The sequence below is a fragment of the Sphingobium cloacae genome (assembly GCF_002355855.1).
GTDB classification, from domain to species: domain Bacteria; phylum Pseudomonadota; class Alphaproteobacteria; order Sphingomonadales; family Sphingomonadaceae; genus Sphingobium; species Sphingobium cloacae.
Genome location: NZ_AP017655.1, coordinates 2,668,716 through 2,688,189, shown reverse-complemented (window position 1 = coordinate 2,688,189; position 19,474 = coordinate 2,668,716). Strand labels below are relative to the sequence as shown.

The following is a 19,474-nucleotide window of genomic DNA, read 5'->3' as shown; positions in this document are numbered from 1 at the left end:
AGGCAAGGAAGCAGTCATGGCAACCACCAACAATGTAGGCCGCATCTCGCAGGTCATCGGCGCTGTCGTCGACGTGACCTTCCCCGATGCCCTTCCGTCCATTCTCTCGGCGCTGGAAACCAGCAACAACGGCCAGCGGCTCGTGCTGGAAGTCGCGCAGCATCTGGGCGAGAACACCGTCCGCACCATCGCGATGGACTCGACCGAAGGTCTGACCCGCGGGCAGGAAGTGACCGACACCGGCGCGCAGATCAGCGTTCCCGTCGGTCCCGCCACGCTCGGCCGCATCCTGAACGTCGTCGGCGAGCCGATCGACGAGCGCGGCCCGGTCGCCACCACCCTGACCGCCCCGATCCACGCCAAGGCGCCGGAATTCGTGGACCAGTCGACCGACGCGTCGATCCTGGTGACCGGCATCAAGGTCATCGACCTTCTCGCCCCTTACGCGAAAGGCGGCAAGATCGGCCTGTTCGGCGGCGCGGGCGTGGGAAAGACCGTGCTCATCCAGGAACTCATCAACAACATCGCCAAGGGCCATGGCGGCACCTCCGTCTTCGCGGGCGTGGGTGAGCGGACCCGCGAGGGCAACGACCTCTATCACGAATTCCTCGACGCGGGTGTTATCGCCAAGGATGCCGAGGGCAATGCGATCTCCGAAGGCTCCAAGGTGGCGCTGGTCTACGGCCAGATGAACGAGCCGCCGGGCGCCCGCGCGCGCGTCGCCCTCTCCGGCCTCACCATCGCGGAATATTTCCGCGATCAGGAAGGGCAGGACGTGCTGTTCTTTGTCGACAACATCTTCCGCTTCACGCAGGCGGGCGCGGAAGTGTCGGCGCTGCTGGGCCGTATTCCTTCGGCGGTGGGCTATCAGCCGACGCTGGCGACCGACATGGGCCAGCTTCAGGAACGCATCACATCGACCAACAAGGGATCGATCACCTCGGTGCAGGCCGTCTACGTCCCCGCGGACGACTTGACCGACCCGGCGCCGGCGACCTCGTTCGCGCACCTTGATGCCACGACCGTTCTCAACCGCGCCATTTCCGAACTCGGCATCTATCCGGCGGTCGATCCGCTCGATTCGACCAGCCGCGTGCTGGAGCCGCGCGTCGTGGGTCAGGAACATTACGACACCGCCCGCGCGGTGCAGGCGATCCTCCAGAAGTACAAGTCGCTTCAGGACATCATCGCCATTCTGGGCATGGACGAGCTGTCCGAAGAGGACAAGCTGACCGTCGCCCGCGCGCGCAAGATCCAGCGCTTCCTGTCGCAGCCCTTCCACGTCGCGGAAGTGTTCACCGGCATTTCGGGTAAGTTCGTCCAGATCGAGGACACGGTGAAGTCGTTCAAGGCGGTGGTCGAAGGCGAATATGACCATCTGCCCGAAGCGGCCTTCTACATGGTCGGCGGCATCGACGAAGTGGTCGAGAAGGCCAAGAAGCTGGCCGCCGAAGCCGCCTGATCGCACGTTTACAGCCCCTCCCCCGCAACGGGAGGGGTCAGGGATAAAGACAATGGCACTGCATTTCGAACTCGTGACCCCGGAAAAGCTCGTCCGTTCGGAGGATGTCTGGCAGGTCGTGGTGCCCGGCACCGATGGCGACTTCGGCGTGCTGGAGGGCCATGCGCCCTTCATGTCGACCGTCCGCGACGGCGCGATCCAGATCTTCGCGTCGTCCGGCGCCGCGCCGGAAGTCATCCCGGTGCGGGGCGGCTTTGCCGAAGTGAATGAGAAGGGCCTGACCGTTCTTGCCGAACATGCGGGCTGACGCCGGCGTTTAGCCGGTCCGGTCCCTGGATCGGCATGGATATGGAATAAACCCCGCGCCCTTCCGGCGCGGGGTTTTCCTTTGGGGTTGTGCCAATTGCAAGGCTTGGCTTTCGAAGGCGGGTTTCAGCCATGAACGGATGTGCCCCCCTGAGTCCACCTCAGGGCGAACGGGGGTGGGAAAGCAGACCGTCCGACATCAAAACGAACCGATCCCCTGCGGAAAGATGCGGAGTCAGGCCGAGCTGTGCCCTCATGCGAAGGGTCAGCCGGGATAGTCTGCCGGCCCGATCCGCCGCCCAAACCTTGCCTCGGGCGGCATTAGCCATTTGTCAAAGTTTCCGCCTTATTCACCTTTTCCAGCCATATCCGGTTGGTCTTGCCGTGCGAGGCCAGCCTGAACACGCAATTTGCGGCGGAGAGTCATGAGCGCATTTGGACGGAAAAACGGACCAGCCGGGATCAAGCCGGGTTTCGGCGTCGCCCGGCCCATGCATGCCCCGGCACGCGAGGAAGCGCGGGGCGGCGATCAGTTCCCGCCCCTCGAAGCGGCCGCGCTGCCGGGCGAGAGCCCGATCGATCCGCTGTCCGCGCCCACCAGCCAGATGCAGCGCAACGCCGACGCGATGCAGCGGCTGGCGGACCGCGCGAACCTGGAGCATGCGCCCGACGCCGGGCCGACGGGTTTCGAAGCGTCGGTGCACAAGATCAAGGAGCAGGTGCTTCCCCGCCTGCTGGAGCGAGTCGATCCGGAAGCCGCCGCGACGCTCACCAAGGATGAACTGGCGGAGGAATTCCGCCCGATCATCATGGAAGTGCTGGCGGAACTGAAGCTGACGCTCAACCGGCGCGAGCAGTTCGCGCTGGAAAAGGTGCTGGTGGACGAACTGCTGGGCCTGGGACCGCTGGAAGAGTTGCTGGCCGATCCCGATGTCAGCGACATCATGGTGAACGGCCCCGACCAGACCTATATCGAAAAGAAGGGCAAGCTCCAGATCGCGCCGATCAAGTTCCGCGACGAAGAGCATCTGTTCCAGATCGCGCAGCGCATCGTCAACAAGGTCGGCCGCCGCGTCGACCAGACCACGCCGCTGGCCGACGCCCGCCTGCCTGACGGGTCGCGCGTCAACGTGATCGTGCCGCCGCTCTCGCTGCGCGGCACGGCCATCTCGATCCGTAAATTCTCCGCCAAGCCGATCACCATCGACATGCTCGCCCAATGGGGGGCGATGAGTCCCAAGATGGCGACCGCGCTCAAGATCGCGGGGGCGTGCCGGTTCAACATCGTGATTTCGGGCGGCACCGGTTCGGGCAAGACGACGATGCTCAACGCCCTGTCGAAGATGATCGATCCGGGCGAGCGCGTGCTGACCATCGAGGACGCGGCGGAATTGCGCTTGCAGCAGCCGCACTGGTTGCCGCTGGAAACCCGTCCGCCCAATCTGGAAGGGCAGGGCGCGATCAGCATCGGCGATCTCGTCAAGAACGCCCTGCGCATGCGGCCGGACCGCATCATTCTGGGCGAAATCCGCGGCGCGGAATGTTTCGACCTGCTGGCCGCGATGAACACGGGCCATGACGGCTCCATGTGTACGCTCCACTCCAACAGCCCGCGCGAGTGCCTGGGCCGCATGGAGAACATGATCCTGATGGGCGACATCAAGATCCCGAAGGAAGCCATTTCCAAGCAGATCGCCGATTCGGTCGACCTGATCGTGCAGGTGAAGCGCCTGCGCGACGGTTCGCGCCGCGTCACCAACGTGACCGAGGTGATCGGCATGGAAGGCGACGTCATCGTCACGCAGGAACTGTTCAAGTTCGAATATCATGACGAGGACGACAGCGGGAAGATCGTGGGCGAATATCGCTCCATGGGCCTGCGTCCCTATACGCTGGACAAGGCGCGGCAATTCGGGTTCGACCAGCCGTTCCTGGAAGCCTGTCTTTAAGGGGGGCGGGTTTCGGGCAATTGTTGGACACTCACTCGTCCCTTCGGGCTGAGCGAAGTCGAAGGCCCTCCATTAAGCGGAGCGAAGTGGCCTTCCTACGGTCGGCAGGACCCTTCGACTTCGCTCAGGGCGAACGGCGTCCACTCCCCACTCCGATCCCTCAATAAATCCCGCCCTGATCCGACAGGAAGTCGGCATCCGTGCGCTGGCGGCGCGCACCCGATGCCGCGCCTGCCGCCGCCGCCTTGTCCTGCGCTTCCACCTCCTCCTTGCGGATCGAGCGGCGCGGTTCGGATTCGGGCTTGAACGCTTCCCAGATCACCGACGCCTTGGGATCGTCGGTCGGCCATGCGCCGTAGATGCGCTTGCCCGAACGGCGGTCGATTGTGACCATGCGGACGCCCGCGGGCGCGACGAACGGCGTCTTGGGCATCTTCTCCAATATCGGGGCCATCGCGGCCTTCCAGATCGGCGCGGCGACACGCCCGCCCTGCGCCCAGCCGCCCAGGCTGCGCGGCTGGTCGTAACCCAGATAGACGCCCGCGACCAGGTCCGGCGACCCGCCCACGAACCACACGTTCGTCGGCCCGTTGGTGGTGCCCGTCTTGCCGAACAGGGGCCTGTTCAGGTCGCGCAGGACCGTGGCGGTGCCGCGCTGGATCACGCCCTCGGCGATATGCACGACCTGATAGGCGGTCATGGGGTTCATGACCTGCTTCCCTTCAAAGCCGAAGCGCGGCATCGGCTTGCCGTCCCAACCGGGCATGTTGCACCCGTCGCAAGGCCGCCAGCGCACCGGCCAGATCACCTTGCCGCGCCGGTCCTGCACATAGTCCATGACCTTGGGCGCGAGTTGCCGGCCATGATTGGCGAGCATCGCATAGGCGTTCACCATCCGCTCGACCGTGGTTTCGCCCGCGCCCAGCGCGAAGGAAAGATAAGGCTGATAGTCGCCGATCCCCATCGCCTTGATGGTGCGGACGACGCGGTCCATGCCGGTCTGGCTGGCGGCGCGCACGGTCATCAGGTTGCGCGACTGCTCGACGCCCCAGCGCATCGTCTGCGGCCCGGCGCTGCCGCCCGAGAAGTTGCGGAAGCATTTCTGCCCCAGCCCCGCGCCCTGATAGACGCACAAGGGGCCATCCACGATGATCGAGGCAGGCGTCATGCCGCCGTCGAGCGCGGCGGCATAGACGAAGGGCTTGATGGTCGACCCCGGCTGCCGCATCGCCTGCGTCGCGCGGTTATAGGAGGAAAGGCGGGAATCGAACCCGCCCTGCAAGGCGCGGATGCGGCCGGAACGGACTTCCTCGACCACCATGCCGCCCGACACTTCGGGCACGTTGCGCAACGCCCAGTCCGACCCGTTGCGCGCCACGACGATGAGGTCGCCGGGCTTCATCGCGGAAAAGGCCGGACCGCCCGACTTGCGATAGGGAAGCTGCGCCATGCCAGCGGGCAGAGTGCCGGTCGTGCCGTCGGCGAAACCGATCTGGGCGGACGAAGCGGAGCGGCTGATGACGACCGCGACGCGCCAGCCTTCATAATCCACGCCAATATAGCTGGCCGCGAGTTCGCGTTCCCAGCCATTCTCGACCTTGATCTCGCCCACCGGCCCGGACCAGCCCTTGCCCGCGTCGAAGCGCAACAGCCCGTTGCGCAGCGCTGTCGTCGTGCTTTCCTGGATCACCGGATCATAAGGACTGCGGACCCACAAGCCGCCCGCATAGACGCTGTTGGGGCCGTCCTCCGCCTTCTCGCCGAATTGCTGGATCAGGCGGCGGCGGATCTCCTCCATATAATAGCCGCCCGTGCGATCCTCGAAACTGGTCCCGCGCGATGCGACGGTGCCCAGCGGCGCGGCGCGGGCGGCGTCGCGCTGCACTGCGGTGATCCAGCCATTATTCTGCATCTCGCCCAGCGCCCAGTTGCGCCGGTCCAGCGCGCGTTCATGGCCGGTCGGGCTTTCCGGGCGGTAATTGGCGGGGCCCTTGGGCAGGATGGCCAGATAGGCCATTTCCGGCAGCGTCAGGTCCGCCACGTCCTTGTCGAAATAGGCGCGGGACGCCGCCTGCACGCCATAGGCGTTGCGGCCGAGGAATATCTGGTTGAGGTAGAGTTCCAGTATCTGCTGCTTCGACAGTACATTTTCCATGCGATAGGCGAGGATCATCTCCTTCACCTTGCGCGTCGGCGAATATTCGTCGCCGATCAGCAGGTTCTTCGCCACCTGCTGCGTGATGGTGGAGCCGCCCCGCGCGCGCTGGCCCGAGCCCAGCTTGCTCGCATAGTCGATCACCGCGCCCGCGAAGCCGGGGATGTCGACGCCATGATGCTCGAAGAAGGTCTTGTCCTCCGCGGCCAGATAGGCGCGGATGAGGAGCGGCGGATAATCGCTATATTGCAATTGCACGCGCCGCTCGCGGGCATAGCTGTGGACCGGCTGGCCGTTGATGTCGCGCACGATGGTGGGCAGCGGCGGCTCATATTCCAGCAGGGTCGCGGCGTCAGGCAGCCCGCGCGCGAAGATCAGCCAGAAAAGGAATATCGCCAGCAGGAAGCCGCCGAGCAGGATCGCGCCCCAGCGAAACAGGCGGCGGCCCCAGAGCGGGCGCCAGATCCGGCTGAAACGGTCCCTGGCGCCGCCCGCTTCCCGGCGCAGGCGATAGGCGAAGGACGACGGTGCGGCGTTTTCGGGGCGAGCCTCTTCCATGATGGAGCAGGCTCTACGGTCAAAATGCGCGCAACGCCAGCACCGATCGGCGGATTAACCCCCTGTCCCGCTGCCGCGCAGGGCGAGCTTGCGGGCGAAATGTACCTCGATGGCGCGGGCGACCCCCTTGGCGATGCGGCTTTGCCCGTCCTTCGAGGAGAGGAAGGCGGAGTCCTCCGCATTGCTGATATAGCCCGTCTCGAACAATACCGACGGCGTGTCGGGCGCCTTCAAAACCATGAGGGAGGCAAAGCGGTGATAGGCGCTGCGGAAGGGCACATAGGGCGACGCCTCCCGCTGCAACAACCGCGCGAAGTTCGATGAGATGTTCATGGATTCGCGCTGCGTCAGGTCGATGAGGATCGAGGACACGTCGCTGCTCTGCCCGCCCAGGTTCACGCCGTTGATGATGTCGGCCTTGTTCTCCCGCGCGGCCAGGCGGGCGGCCTCGCGGTCGGAGGCGGTTTCGGACAGGGTATAGACCGTCGCCCCGCGCGCCGTGTCATTCTCCGCCGAATCGGCATGGACGGAAATGAAGAGATCGGCGTTCAGCTTGCGCGCGATGCCATAGCGTTCCTGCAACACCAGGAAGCGATCATCGTCGCGGGTCAGCGCCACCCGCACCCGCCCCGCCTTCACCAGTTCGTCGCGGATCGCCTGCGCGATGGCGAGCGTCACGTCCTTCTCCCGCTTCCCCGTCTGCGGGTTGATCGCGCCCGGATCATGGCCGCCATGCCCCGCGTCGATCACCACCAGCGGCCGCGAACCGTCGCGCGACCCCTCGATCGGCGGCAGCGCCACGCCCCTGGCGGCGGGCGGGATCGGCACGGTGATGCTGTGGATGCGCTGGCGGGGCCGCGCGCTCATGTTCGCAGGCGCGCCGAACTGGACCCGCCCCCGGCCCATCGCCGTGCGGAAGGCGCTGTCCGACAGGCCCTGAAGCGAGAAGCTGAGCGATTTGCCGTCCGGCGAGATCCGCGGATCGTCGAGCGTGGCGGGCATCGTGAGATCGAGCACGACGCGGGCGGTGGCTTCGTTCAACTGCCCCTGCCGCACGGCGGCGACCGCCGCATGGCCGCCCGCGAAGGATTGCCCGCGTCCCGCCTGCGCCCCGCTGATGTCGAGCGCGAGGCGGCGCGGCCCGTCGAGCAGGAAGGCCGATGCGCCTTCCACCCGATCGTCGAAACGCACGACGACGCGGTCGCCCTGCACATCGACGGCGGAGATGCCGCCCGCGAAACCGGGGGTCGGCGCGAGGATCGCGCTTGCCAGGGCAAGGCTCTGCAACATGCGCCGCTTGTGCAACGCCGCCGCATTGGCCGTCCAGCCAAATATCATGACGATAATCCGTCCAACGCGTCCCCACGCTGAATCGGTCATTAAGCATCATGCCTTGTCCCACCGTAAAATGAGACGGTTAACGTCTTCTTCAGCATGATGGCGCTAGTGACGAAGCCGAAATATCTGCCACAGCAAGAATATTTCCGGCAGCCGTTGCCCAGTGGCGCATTGGCTGCTACCCATTCATATTCCCGAAAGGAGCGCCATATGGCGTCCATCCCTTCGGGACATTTTTGCACCCATCGGCGCGCATTCCCGCACGGTCCGGTGGTCGAACAGGTTGACGCTGCATGAGGCATGTTTTCCATTCCCCGCTGAACCCGGCAACGGGCGATGCGGCGCGGATGGACCGGCCCGGCACATTGTCCGGCCATGCCGACGCAGCAGACACACATGATTTCCTTCAAAACCGGACGATGCAGCACCTCGCGCCCTTTCCGGCGCGCGCGCTGCCGTCCCTTCACTATCGCGTGGCGGCCCGGCCCAGTGCCGCAGGCCGCCGACGCCGGAGAACTATAAATGACAATGCGTATGCTGATCGATGCGCGCCACCGGGAAGAAACCCGGGTCGCGGTCGTCAAGGGAAACCGGATCGAGGAGTTTGATTTCGAGTCCGCCGAGCACAAACAGCTCAAGGGCAATATCTATCTCGCCAAGGTCACCCGCGTGGAACCGTCGCTTCAGGCGGCGTTCGTGGATTATGGCGGCAACCGCCACGGCTTCCTCGCCTTTTCGGAAATCCATCCCGACTATTACCAGATCCCGCGCGAAGACCGCGAAGCCCTGCTGCGCGAGGAACGCGCCCATGCCGAGGAAGAGGCCGCGCTGCGCGCCGAGGTCGACGAGGATGAAGAGGGCCTGACCGGCGAGGACGGCGTGGAAGTCGTCGTCGCGACCCATCATGAGGATGAGGAAGGCGGCGAGGACGCGGACCATGGCGAAGGGAGCGGCGAAGGCGGCGAAAAGCCGGGACGCCGGGGGCGCGGCCGGGGCCGTGGCGGCGACGATGCCGCCGACGAACTGCGCCGCAAGCGCATGGCGCTGCGCCGCCGCTACAAGATCCAGGACGTCATCAAGCGCCGCCAGGTGCTGCTGGTCCAGGTCGTCAAGGAAGAGCGCGGCAACAAGGGCGCGGCGCTGACCACCTATCTCAGCCTCGCGGGCCGTTACTGCGTGCTGATGCCCAACACGTCGCATGGCGGCGGCATTTCGCGCAAGATCAGCAACGCCGCCGACCGCAAGCGGCTGAAGTCCATCATCGCCGACATGGCGCTGCCCTCCACCATGGGCTGCATCGTCCGCACGGCGGGGCTGCAACGCACCAAGACCGAGATCAAGCGCGACTTCGACTATCTGGCGCGCCTGTGGGACGAGATTCGCGAGAATACGCTGCAATCCGCCGCCCCCGCGCTGATCCACAATGACAGCGACCTTATCAAGCGGGCGATCCGCGACATCTACAACAAGGATATCGAGGAAGTCATCGTCGAGGGCGAGGACGGATATCGGGCCGCCAAGGACTTCATGAAGCTGCTGATGCCCAGCCATGCGCGGCGGGTGAAGCAATATGCCGACGCGGTGTCGCTGTTCCAGCGGGCGAGCGTCGAGGATCAACTCGCGGCCATGTACAATCCGGTGGTGCAGTTGAAGTCGGGCGGCTATCTGGTCATCAACCCGACCGAGGCGCTGGTGTCGATCGACATCAACTCCGGCCGGTCGACCCGCGAGCATGGGATCGAGCAGACCGCCGTCGCCACCAACCTGGAGGCCGCGCGCGAGATCGCGCGGCAGCTTCGCCTGCGCGACATGGCCGGCCTCGTCGTCATCGACTTCATCGACATGGAGGTGAACTCCAACATCCGCAAGGTCGAGAAGGCGATGAAGGAGGCGCTGAAGGACGACCGCGCCCGCATCCAGGTCGGCCGGATTTCGGGCTTCGGCCTGATGGAGATGAGCCGCCAGCGGCTGCGGACCGGCGTCCTGGAAGCATCGACGCGCCAGTGCCCGCATTGCGAGGGCACCGGGCTGGTCCGCACGGCATCGTCGGCGGGCCTCAGCGCGCTGCGGATGCTGGAAGAAGAAGCGGCGCGCGGGCGAGGCAGCGTCGTTACGCTGCGCGCCAGTCAGGAAGCGGCCTTCTACGTCCTCAACAACAAGCGGCGCGAGCTGGACGAGATCGAGCAGCGTTACGGCGTCACCATCGTCATCCTTCCGGATGGCGAGGTGGAGGGCGCGCGCATGTCGGTCGAACCGAGCGGTCCGCGTCCGGAGCGGGTCGTGAGCTATGCGCCTCTCGTCGAGGAAGAGGACGACCTCGATGTGATCGAGGAGGAAGAGGAAGAAGCCGAGGAGGAGGAAGTCCCGTCCGAACGCGAGGAGCGTGGCGAGGACCGCGAAGGCGGACGCCGTCGCCGTCGCCGCCGCCGCCGCCGGGGCGGCCAGCGCGAGGATGGCGGTGAGCCGGCGTCGGAATCCGGTGAGGATGGCGAAGCGGAGGCCGAATCTGAGACTGAGGCTGGCGAGGACGCCTCGGAAGGCGCCGACGCGGAAACCTCCGAGGAAGGCGAAGGCGGGCGCAAGCGTGGCCGCCGGGGCCGTCGGGGCGGACGCCGCCGTCGCGAAGGCGGTGCCGAAGAGGCTATGAGCGAAGGCGTGGAAGCTGCGGAGCCGGTCGAGGAAGCGCCAGCCGCTGAACCGGAGGCAGCACCTGAAGCCGAAGCCGCCGCAGAAGATGCCGCCGCAGCGGATGCCCCCAAGACGCGTCGCCGTCCCCGCGCCCGCAAGGCCAAGGAAGCCGTGGCCGAACCGGCGGCGGCGGAAATGGCCGAGCCGATGGCGGAAACGCCAATGGAAGAGCCCGTTCCCGCTGCGGAGGAAGCGCCTGCCAAGCCCAAGCGCGCGCCGCGTCGCAAGAAGGCTGTCGCGAGCGAAGCCGAAGCGGCCGATGCTCCCCCCGCGACGGAAGCCGTCGCTGCGGAGCCGGAATCCGAAGCGAAACCGAAGCCCAAGCGCGCCCCGCGCCGCAAGAAGACTGTCGCGAGCGAAGCCGAAGGCGCTGACGCCGCCATTGCGGAGGCGCCTGTGGTCGCGCCGGAAGCCGCCGTGGAAGCGCCTCAGTCAGTAGCTCCCGAAACGGCGGCCGCTGAGGTCGAAAGCATGGAAACCGCCGAAGAGGCAGAGGATAATGGCTCGCCCCAGCGCGGCTGGTGGCAGCGCACCTTCGGGCAATAAGCCCTCTCACCCGGCCTGAAAAACGCCGCCCCGTGCCAAACGGGGCGGCGTTTCCGTTTGGGGATAGGGCAGCGGGGGAGCGGGGATGAAGGCGGCTTTAGGGTGGATTGGCGACGGTCCGCTTTCCTCATTCCGTTCGCCCTGAGCGAAGTCGAAGGGCACGGCCGACCGTAGGGAGGCCACTTCGCTCCGCTCAGTGGAAAGCTTCGACTTCGCTCAGTCCGAACGGATGAATGAGTGTCCGCTCCTGCCCGAAGTCAGCCATCGCACAAAAAAAGGGCGCCGCCGGATGTCCGGCCGCGCCCTTCTTCACCTGATGCCTGTCGCTTACTGCGCGACCGGGGCCGCTGCCGCTGCATTGGCGGGCAGGCCGCCGAGTTGCGTCACCAGCTTGGTATAGGCGTCCAGATAGGCGAGCACGATCACCTGACCGATTTCGGTGTTCTGATAGCCGCCGCCGCCGGCTGCGGCGAGGCCGCCCATCCAGCCGAGACCGCCGCCGCCGCCGAAGCTGAGGTCCGACTTGCGGAAATAGCCTTCGGTCATCGCCTCTTCCTCGGTCGTGCGCGCATTCACGATCGACAGCGTGACATTGGCTTCCTTCTTCTTGACCGAAATGCCGCCGGCCAGCGCGCCCAGCGTCCGTCCGCCCAGGAAGCCGCCGACCAGACCGCCCAAAGCGTTGCCGCCGCTATTGCTGTTGGTGGTGACGATATCGGGCTGGAGGAAATAATCCGCCGCCTTCACCTGGCCCTTGCCCAGGTTGGAGCCGGCCTGAAGCTCGCCCGAATCCGCCATGGCGCGTTCCATGTTGCGGCTGGCCATCGAACGGCCGCGATTGACGAGGCCGAAGCAGCCCGACTGCTGCACGAACAGCTTGATGATGGCTTCCGGGCTGCCAAGGCTCATTTCGCGCCACCACTGATTGTCGGGCTCGACGATAGCGACGGTGCCCAGCCGCTTGGTGCAGCGGGGGATTTCCATCTGCTTCTTCGCCTGTGCCTGACGGCCCGACGATCCCTTGTCGGCGGCCAGAGCGGGCGAGGCCGCCATCGCCAGACCGGCGGCGGCCGCCAGGAATTTCGTGAAACGCTGCATTGTCGAAAACCCCCAAAAAAGTTGCAGAATATCCCGTTCGATGATGCGCAACCCTGTCTTTGCATGCGTTCTATCACAACCATTTGGCGGTTCAAGCAGAGCGCGCCGTTCCGATTGCGATTATCCCCATGCCCAAGACTGGCTGACAGCCCGTAAAATGGCTGCTATCGGCCCGCTTCATGACCGATCTTTCGCATATCCGCAACTTCTCGATCATCGCGCATATCGACCATGGCAAGTCGACCCTGGCCGACCGCCTGATCCAGCGCACCGGGGGCCTTACCGACCGGGAGATGTCGGCGCAGGTGCTCGACAATATGGATATCGAAAAGGAGCGCGGCATCACCATCAAGGCGCAGACCGTGCGCCTCGATTATGTCGCCAAGAATGGCGAGACCTATGAGCTGAACCTCATGGACACGCCGGGCCATGTGGACTTCGCCTATGAGGTGAGCCGCTCGCTCGCCGCCTGCGAGGGCGCTTTGCTGGTGGTGGACGCGGCGCAGGGCGTGGAGGCGCAGACGCTGGCGAACGTCTACCAGTCGATCGAGCATGACCATGAGATCGTGCCCGTCATCAACAAGATCGACCTGCCCGCCGCCGAACCGGAAAAGGTGAAGGCGGAGATCGAGGAGGTGATCGGCCTTGACGCGTCCGAAGCCGTGCTGGCGTCGGCCAAGTCCGGCATCGGCATCGACGACATCCTCGAAGCGGTGGTCGCGAAGATTCCCGCGCCCCAGGGCGACCGCGACGCTCCGCTGGAAGCGATGCTGGTCGATAGCTGGTACGATCCTTATCTGGGCGTCGTCATCCTCGTCCGCGTGATGAACGGCGTCATCAAGAAGGGCCAGCAGATCAAGTTCATGATCGGCGAGACCGAGCATCTGATCGACCGCGTCGGCTGCTTCCGTCCGAAGATCGAGCAGCTTGCCGAGTTGGGGCCGGGCGAGATCGGCTTCATCACCGCGCAGATCAAGGACATCAGCCAGACCCGCGTCGGCGACACGATCACCACGGTGAAGAACCCCGCCAAGGCGCCGCTGCCGGGCTTCAAGGAAGTGCAGCCCGTGGTGTTCTGCGGCCTGTTCCCGGTCGACGCGAACGATTTCGAGAAGCTGCGCGACTCGATCAGCAAGCTGCGCCTCAACGACGCGTCCTTCTCCTTCGAAATGGAGACGAGTGCCGCGCTGGGCTTCGGCTTCCGATGCGGGTTCCTGGGCCTGCTCCATCTGGAGATCATCCAGGAGCGGCTGACCCGCGAATATGATCTCGACCTCATCACCACCGCGCCTTCGGTGGTCTATGAGATCCATATGAACGACGGCACGACCCGGCACCTCCACAATCCCGCCGACATGCCGGACGCCAATCATATCGACTTGATCGAGGAACCGTGGATCGAGGCGGTGATCTATTGCCCGGACGAATATCTGGGATCGATCCTGAAGCTCTGCCAGGACCGGCGCGGCATCCAGAAGAACCTGACCTATGTCGGCGGGCGCGCGCAGGTGACCTATGAACTGCCGCTCAACGAAGTGGTGTTCGACTTCTACGACCGGCTCAAATCCATTTCACGCGGCTATGCCAGCTTCGACTATCACCAGATCGGCACGCGCGAGGGCGATCTGGTCAAGATGAGCATCCTGGTCAACAATGAGCCGGTCGATGCGCTCAGCATGATCGTCCACAGGGGCACCGCCGAGTCGCGCGGGCGCGGCATGTGCGAACGGTTGAAGGACCTGATCCCCCGACACCTGTTCAAGATTCCGATCCAGGCGGCCATCGGCGGCAAGGTGATCGCCCGCGAAACCATCGCGGCGATGCGCAAGGACGTGACCGCCAAATGCTATGGCGGCGACATCACCCGCAAGAAGAAGCTCCTCGAAAAGCAGAAGGAGGGCAAGAAGCGGATGCGCGAATATGGCTCCGTCCAGATTCCGCAGGAAGCCTTCATCGCCGCGCTTCGCATGGGCGACGAAAGCTAGGCGCGCGCCCTCACACGCTGGCGTGGGCGCACCAGTTATAAGGTTGGGGCGCCCATGGCTGGGCCACCCCCTTCGCGATCATGATCTGGCCGATGGACACGCCGTCGCGCATCAGGATGCGCGCGGCCGGATCGGAATCGGTGGGATCGGGCAGCGATTCGAATGCGCCGCCGTTAAGGATGCCGATAAAGGTGCGCGTCGCCTTGCCCGCCAGTTGCGCTTCCGCGTCGCAGGCGGGGAATTGGGCATCGGGCGTGCGGATGTCGGAGAGATGATAGGTCGTGCTGCCGTAGGAAAATTCTCGCGGCGACACCACGCAGGCGGCGGCGCGCGCTTCGCTGCTACAGGCGTCGAAGGTGGCGTTGATGACGAGGCCGCCTCCAAAACCGCTGCCGCCTTGGTGCGATTCGGGCTGCGACCACAGCAGTTGAGGTCCGATCGCCAGGATCGCCGCCGCGCCGCCCAGCAACGCCAGGAACAGCGCCGTCAGCGGCAATCCGCCCTTCCGTTTCTCGCGGCCGGCTTCATGCGGGTTGAAGCGGCCTGCCTGGCGGTCGTCGATGTCGTACAAGCCCTGGGCCATGATCCTTGCCTTTCACGCGAGCAATGTAGGCGCAGGATGAAAAAATCCGGTTAACGCGCCTGCTGTCCCGCACTGCTTGACGGCGGGACGCGCCCCATGCGAAGTCGGCGCGGACCCATCAGGGAGCGAGCGATGAGCGAAACATGGCTGTATGACGAACATCCCGCGATGTTCCGGGCGCATCCCTTCCTCTTCCTGCTGCTGCTGATCTCGGTGGTGGGCATCCTCGCCATCGGCGCCTGGTGGGTGATGTGCAAGGGCGAGCGGCTGGCGCTCAGCGAGCGGGAGGTGCTGATGGAGCGTGGTCTGCTCGCCAAGCAGCGCACGGAAATCGCGCTCACCAGCATCCGCAGCGTCCGCATCACGCAGAGCTTCGGCCAGCGCCTTTTCGATGTCGGCAATGTGGAGCTGTTCAGCGCGGGCGACGTAGCGGAAATCGCGATCAAGTCCATGCCGCGTCCCGGCCGCATCCGCGCCATCGCGGCCTCGCGCAATCTGGACCTGTTGCCGCAGCGTTGATGCCTCCGCGCTAATCTGCTTGACTCACGGCCTTTTTTTACAACGATAAAGCCATAAAAGCCGAGGAGAGTTCTCACACGCAGGAGGACGCACCGAAAGGATCGCCGATCCGCGCAAAGCGGACGGCACTTGTCAGGGAGCGTCGTGCATGGTCTTGCCTGTGATGCCTTCATTGCCGGATTTGACGGAGGACGAACGCGCCGCCATTCGTCAGGCCTGCGGATTCGCCTGCGTCCGTTGCGGCGTCACCATCTACCGCTATCTGGGATTGCCGGAGGGGCGGGGCGAAACGCTGATGTGCCCCACCTGTCACGGCCTGGTGGAAGAAGGGCGGCTGACCCCGGCGCAGGTCCAGAATTTCCACGCCAATCCGGTCGTGCGCCAGCGCCATTTCGCGCGGGACCGCCTGCCCTTCTCCAGCGATCTGCCGCACCTCGTCATCGGCGGCTCTCGCCTGTTGCGGGATACGCCGATCCCGCTCACGCTCGACGGGGAGCCGATCCTGATCTTCGCCCCGCCTCGCCGCGGCAATGGAGCCACGCGCATCAGCTTGCGGATGGGCGCGCCCGACGGCACGCCGGTTCAGGTGGTGGACGGCAATGAATGGCTTCCGCGCGATGGAAGCTGGCACTTCCTCCAGCGCGGCGACCGCTACAGCATGATGGCGGCGCGGGGGGATGGCATCGCCATATTGCGGATCGTCTCGCGCAACCGCATCGCGGTGGAGCATCTGCGCACCACCATTCGCGGCCGCCGGCTGGAAGCGACGCCCGACTGGCTGGCGATCGACGGCCAGCGCCATGTCGGCCGCATCGCCAGCGGAACGCTGATCGGGCTGGAATGCTGATTCGAGCGGAGGCCCTAGCTACAGGACAGCGACTTGATCACCATCTTCTCGTCATAAAGCACGGTCAGCCGGTCGGGCCGCAGGTCCATGGTCATGGCGGTGTTGGGACCGCCCCAGCGCAGCGTTTTCGCGCCTGAAGCCGCCATCATCCGCGCGCCGAGATCCGCCGTGGCGGTCTGTCCCACGAAACCGGAGAGCGATTCGTCCCGGCATTTGCCGTCCGCAACCGGAGGCGTGTTGCCCGGTCCTTCTTCGCCCGCTCCCGCGCAGGCCGCCAGGGGAAGAAGCGCCGCCATCATCATCGCCATCCGCATCGAACCGTATCCTTATTCCGTGCGCGTCATCTTGAGGCGGCCCTTGTCGACCGCGAAGGCGAGCCGCCCTTCGACCAGATCGACGGCGTCGCGCCCGAACTGTTCATAACGCCAGCCGTCGAGGATCGGCAAGCCGTCGCGCACGCCCGCGGCCAGCGCGTCGATGTCGTCGGACCGCGCGATCAGGCGCGAGGCGACATTGATGTCGCGCGACCGGATCTTGAGCAGCAGCTTGAGAAGATCGGCGACCAGCGCCCCGTCCTTGCCCAGGCCGGGGCGGCGCGGCTCGCGGTCCGGCATCTCGTCACGGGGCAGGGGCTGGGCCGCGGCCAGCGCCGCCATCAGCCGCCCGCCTATGTCGTTGCTCTTCCACGTCGCGGAAAGCCCCCGCACCTTGCCCAGATCGTCCTGCGAGCGGGGCGGGTGGCTGGCGATGTCGGCCAGCGTCTCGTCCTTGACGATGCGCCCGCGCGGCAAATTCTTGTCCTGCGCCTCCAGTTCGCGCCATGCGGCCAGAGCCTTCAGCCGTCCCAGCACATCGGCCTTGCGGCTGGCGATGCGGACGCGCTGCCAGGCCTCTTCGGGAACGTTGCGGTAGTTTTCGGGATCGCACACCCGCTCCATCTCCTGATCCAGCCAGCCGCCGCGCCCGGTCTTGCGCAGTTCCTCCAGCATCATCGGGAAAATCTGAATGAGGTAGGTGACGTCGCCGATCGCATAGTCGATCTGCCTCTTGTCCAGCGGCCGCCGCGCCCAGTCGGTGAAGCGCGCGCCCTTGTCCAGTTGCACGCCCAGCCAGGCATCGACCAGATTGCCGTAGCCGATCTGCTCGCCCAGCCCCAGCGCCATCGCCGCGATCTGCGTGTCGAACAGCGGATGCGGCGTCTTGCCGGTCAGGTTGTAGATGATCTCCAGATCCTGCCCGCCCGCGTGGAAGACCTTCAGCACCTCCTCATTGTCGACCATCAGGTCGAGCAGGGGGGAAAGGTCCAGCCCCGGCGCTTTCGGGTCGATGGCGGCGGCTTCGTTCGGGTCCGCCACCTGCACCAGGCAGAGGTCGGGCCAGTAACTATTTTCCCGCATGAACTCGGTATCGATGGCGATATAGGGAGATTTCGCGATGCGGGCGCAGAAATCGGCGAGTGTCTTGCTGTCGGTAATCAGCGGATGGATTTGCATATGGTCTTCGATCTTATTATGGGCAGGCCCGCGCCCCGGCGGGCTCGTCGTTGCTCGACAATCCCGCTCTTAGCGGCGGCGCAACAATTTGTCATTTCCGTAAAACGCAGCCGAAAGAAACAGACGCCATGCACGCCTATCGCACTCATACCTGCGGCGAACTGACCGCCGCCAACGCCGGCGAGACGGTCCGCGTCTCCGGCTGGGTGCATCGCAAGCGCGATCATGGCGACCTCGTCTTCATCGACCTGCGCGACCATTATGGCATGGTCCAGATCGTGACGGAGGTGGACGGCCCTGTCTTCCAGGTGATCGAAAGCCTGCGCGCAGAAAGCGTCGTGACGGTGACGGGCCGCGTCGTCGCCCGCGCCGCCGAGGCGGTGAATCCGAACCTTCCCACCGGCGCAATCGAGATCCGCGCGGATGACGCGGTGGTGCTGTCCGCCGCCGCCGACCTGCCGCTCCCCGTCGCGGGCGAGCAGGACTATCCCGAGGATATCCGTCTGCGCTACCGCTTCCTCGACCTGCGGCGCGAAACGCTGCACGCGAACATCGTCAAGCGCACGAAGATCATCTCCGACATGCGCCGCCGCATGGAGGATGCGGGCTTCACCGAATATTCGACGCCGATCCTGACGGCCAGCAGCCCGGAAGGCGCGCGCGACTTCCTCGTCCCCAGCCGTATCCATGCGGGCAAATTCTATGCCCTGCCGCAGGCGCCCCAGCAATATAAGCAGCTTTTGATGGTCGCGGGCTTCGACCGCTATTTCCAGATCGCGCCCTGTTTCCGCGACGAAGACCCGCGCGCCGACCGCCTGCCCGGCGAATTCTACCAGCTCGACCTCGAAATGAGCTTCGTCACGCAGGAAGATGTGTGGAACACGATGGAGCCGGTGATCGCGCAGGTGTTCGAAGCCTTCGCCGACGGCAAGCCCGTGACCCCGGCGGGCAGCTTCCCGCGCATCCCCCATGCCGAGGCCATGCTCAAATATGGCAGCGACAAGCCGGACCTGCGCAACCCCATCCTCATCACCGACGTGACCGATCATTTCCACGGGTCGGGCTTCGGCATCTTCGCCTCGCTGGTCGAAAGCGGCAGCGTGATCCGCGCGATCCCGGCCCCCGGCGCGGGCGCGGGCAGCCGCAAATTCTTCGACGACATGAACAACTGGGCGCGGGGCGAAGGCTATTCGGGTCTTGGCTATATCAACATCAAGGATGGCGTCCCTGGCGGCCCCATTGCCAAGAACCATGGCGAGGAAGCGACCGCGAAGCTGATCGCCGCGCTCGGCCTTGGCCCCAATGACGGCGTGTTCTTCGCGGCGGGCAAGGAATCGCAGGCCGCCAAGCTCGCGGGGCTGGCGCGCATCCGCGTGGGTGAGCAACTCGACCTCATCGACAAGGACCGCTTCGAACTGTGCTGGATCGTCGACTTCCCCTTCTACGAATATGACGAGGACGAGAAGAAGATCGACTTCGCGCACAACCCCTTCTCCATGCCGCAGGGCGGGCTGGAGGCGTTGAACAGCGCGGACCCGCTCAGCCTCAAGGCCTATCAGTACGATATGGTCTGCAACGGCTATGAGATCGCGTCCGGATCGATCCGCAACCAGTCGCCCGAAGCCATGGTCAAGGCGTTCGAACTGGTCGGCCTGTCGCAGCAGGATGTGGAGGATCGCTTTGGCGGCCTCTACCGTGCCTTCCAGTACGGCGCGCCGCCCCATGGCGGCATGGCGGCGGGCGTGGATCGTATCGTGATGCTGCTGTGCGGCGCGCAGAACCTGCGCGAGATCACGCTCTTCCCGATGAACCAGCGGGCCGAAGACCTCCTCATGGGCGCGCCCAGCCCGGCCGAGCTCAAGCAGCTTCGCGAACTCCATATCCGCGTGGTGGAGCCGCAGGCCAAGGCCTGATCCGCCGCTTCCCGCGCAGGCTTGCCGAAGCCCT

General features: G+C 65.4%; 14 protein-coding genes. 8 read left to right on the top strand and 6 right to left on the bottom strand.

Features of this window, described 5'->3' with window-relative positions; all coding sequences use genetic code 11:
- Nucleotides 1-16 precede the first annotated feature (16 nt).
- The 3 genes from atpD (at nucleotide 17) to SCLO_RS13340 (ending at nucleotide 3,717) form a co-directional block, all read left to right on the top strand.
- On the top strand, nucleotides 17-1,462 hold the full coding sequence (gene atpD, locus SCLO_RS13350) for a F0F1 ATP synthase subunit beta (RefSeq protein ID WP_066518826.1): 1,446 nt from the start codon (nucleotides 17-19) through the stop codon (nucleotides 1,460-1,462).
- A gap of 52 nt (nucleotides 1,463-1,514) precedes the next feature.
- Complete coding sequence (locus tag SCLO_RS13345; protein WP_066518827.1) at nucleotides 1,515-1,769, top strand: ATP synthase F1 subunit epsilon; 255 nt, start codon at nucleotides 1,515-1,517, stop codon at nucleotides 1,767-1,769.
- A gap of 424 nt (nucleotides 1,770-2,193) precedes the next feature.
- On the top strand, nucleotides 2,194-3,717 hold the full coding sequence (locus SCLO_RS13340) for a CpaF family protein (RefSeq protein ID WP_066518834.1): 1,524 nt from the start codon (nucleotides 2,194-2,196) through the stop codon (nucleotides 3,715-3,717).
- 160 nt (nucleotides 3,718-3,877) lie between these two features.
- Here SCLO_RS13340 and SCLO_RS13335 read toward each other — a convergent pair whose 3' ends face one another.
- Nucleotides 3,878-6,430, bottom strand: coding sequence for a penicillin-binding protein 1A (locus SCLO_RS13335; protein ID WP_066518837.1), 2,553 nt, complete (start codon nucleotides 6,428-6,430; stop codon nucleotides 3,878-3,880).
- Nucleotides 6,431-6,484: 54 nt separating this feature from the next.
- Entirely contained in the window at nucleotides 6,485-7,768 is a 1,284-nt protein-coding gene (locus SCLO_RS13330) for an N-acetylmuramoyl-L-alanine amidase (RefSeq protein ID WP_066518850.1), read from the bottom strand.
- A gap of 522 nt (nucleotides 7,769-8,290) precedes the next feature.
- On the opposite strand from SCLO_RS13330, the gene SCLO_RS13325 reads away from it, so the two are divergent.
- The gene (locus SCLO_RS13325; RefSeq protein ID WP_217998858.1) at nucleotides 8,291-11,002 is read left to right on the top strand and encodes an Rne/Rng family ribonuclease; all 2,712 of its coding nucleotides are present in this window, start codon (nucleotides 8,291-8,293) and stop codon (nucleotides 11,000-11,002) included.
- A 327-nt stretch (nucleotides 11,003-11,329) separates the two neighbouring features.
- On the opposite strand, the gene SCLO_RS13320 is transcribed toward SCLO_RS13325, so the two are convergent.
- Complete coding sequence (locus SCLO_RS13320; protein ID WP_066519060.1) at nucleotides 11,330-12,100, bottom strand: CsgG/HfaB family protein; 771 nt, start codon at nucleotides 12,098-12,100, stop codon at nucleotides 11,330-11,332.
- A 179-nt stretch (nucleotides 12,101-12,279) separates the two neighbouring features.
- Between SCLO_RS13320 and lepA the strand changes: the two genes are divergently transcribed.
- Nucleotides 12,280-14,085 carry a translation elongation factor 4 gene (lepA, locus tag SCLO_RS13315; protein WP_066518948.1) on the top strand — a complete coding sequence of 602 codons (1,806 nt, stop codon included), beginning with the start codon at nucleotides 12,280-12,282 and terminating at the stop codon, nucleotides 14,083-14,085.
- Between the two features lie 10 nt (nucleotides 14,086-14,095).
- On the opposite strand, the gene SCLO_RS13310 is transcribed toward lepA, so the two are convergent.
- Nucleotides 14,096-14,668, bottom strand: coding sequence for a hypothetical protein (locus SCLO_RS13310; RefSeq protein WP_066518952.1), 573 nt, complete (start codon nucleotides 14,666-14,668; stop codon nucleotides 14,096-14,098).
- 132 nt (nucleotides 14,669-14,800) lie between these two features.
- Between SCLO_RS13310 and SCLO_RS13305 the strand changes: the two genes are divergently transcribed.
- Together SCLO_RS13305 and SCLO_RS13300 are read left to right on the top strand one after the other, a co-directional pair.
- Entirely contained in the window at nucleotides 14,801-15,187 is a 387-nt protein-coding gene (locus SCLO_RS13305) for a PH domain-containing protein (protein WP_066518955.1), read from the top strand.
- Between the two features lie 163 nt (nucleotides 15,188-15,350).
- Entirely contained in the window at nucleotides 15,351-16,034 is a 684-nt protein-coding gene (locus SCLO_RS13300) for a hypothetical protein (protein ID WP_407695334.1), read from the top strand.
- A 14-nt stretch (nucleotides 16,035-16,048) separates the two neighbouring features.
- Here SCLO_RS13300 and SCLO_RS13295 read toward each other — a convergent pair whose 3' ends face one another.
- Nucleotides 16,049-16,348, bottom strand: a complete 300-nt coding sequence (locus SCLO_RS13295) for an I78 family peptidase inhibitor (RefSeq protein WP_066518959.1) — start codon at nucleotides 16,346-16,348, stop codon at nucleotides 16,049-16,051.
- 12 nt (nucleotides 16,349-16,360) lie between these two features.
- Nucleotides 16,361-17,527 (bottom strand): ribonuclease D, encoded by a 1,167-nt coding sequence (gene rnd, locus SCLO_RS13290; RefSeq protein WP_066518961.1) that lies wholly within the window; start codon nucleotides 17,525-17,527, stop codon nucleotides 16,361-16,363.
- Between the two features lie 128 nt (nucleotides 17,528-17,655).
- Here rnd and aspS point away from each other — a divergent pair, with 128 nt between their 5' ends.
- On the top strand, nucleotides 17,656-19,440 hold the full coding sequence (gene aspS / locus SCLO_RS13285) for an aspartate--tRNA ligase (protein WP_066518962.1): 1,785 nt from the start codon (nucleotides 17,656-17,658) through the stop codon (nucleotides 19,438-19,440).
- Nucleotides 19,441-19,474: the final 34 nt, after the last annotated feature.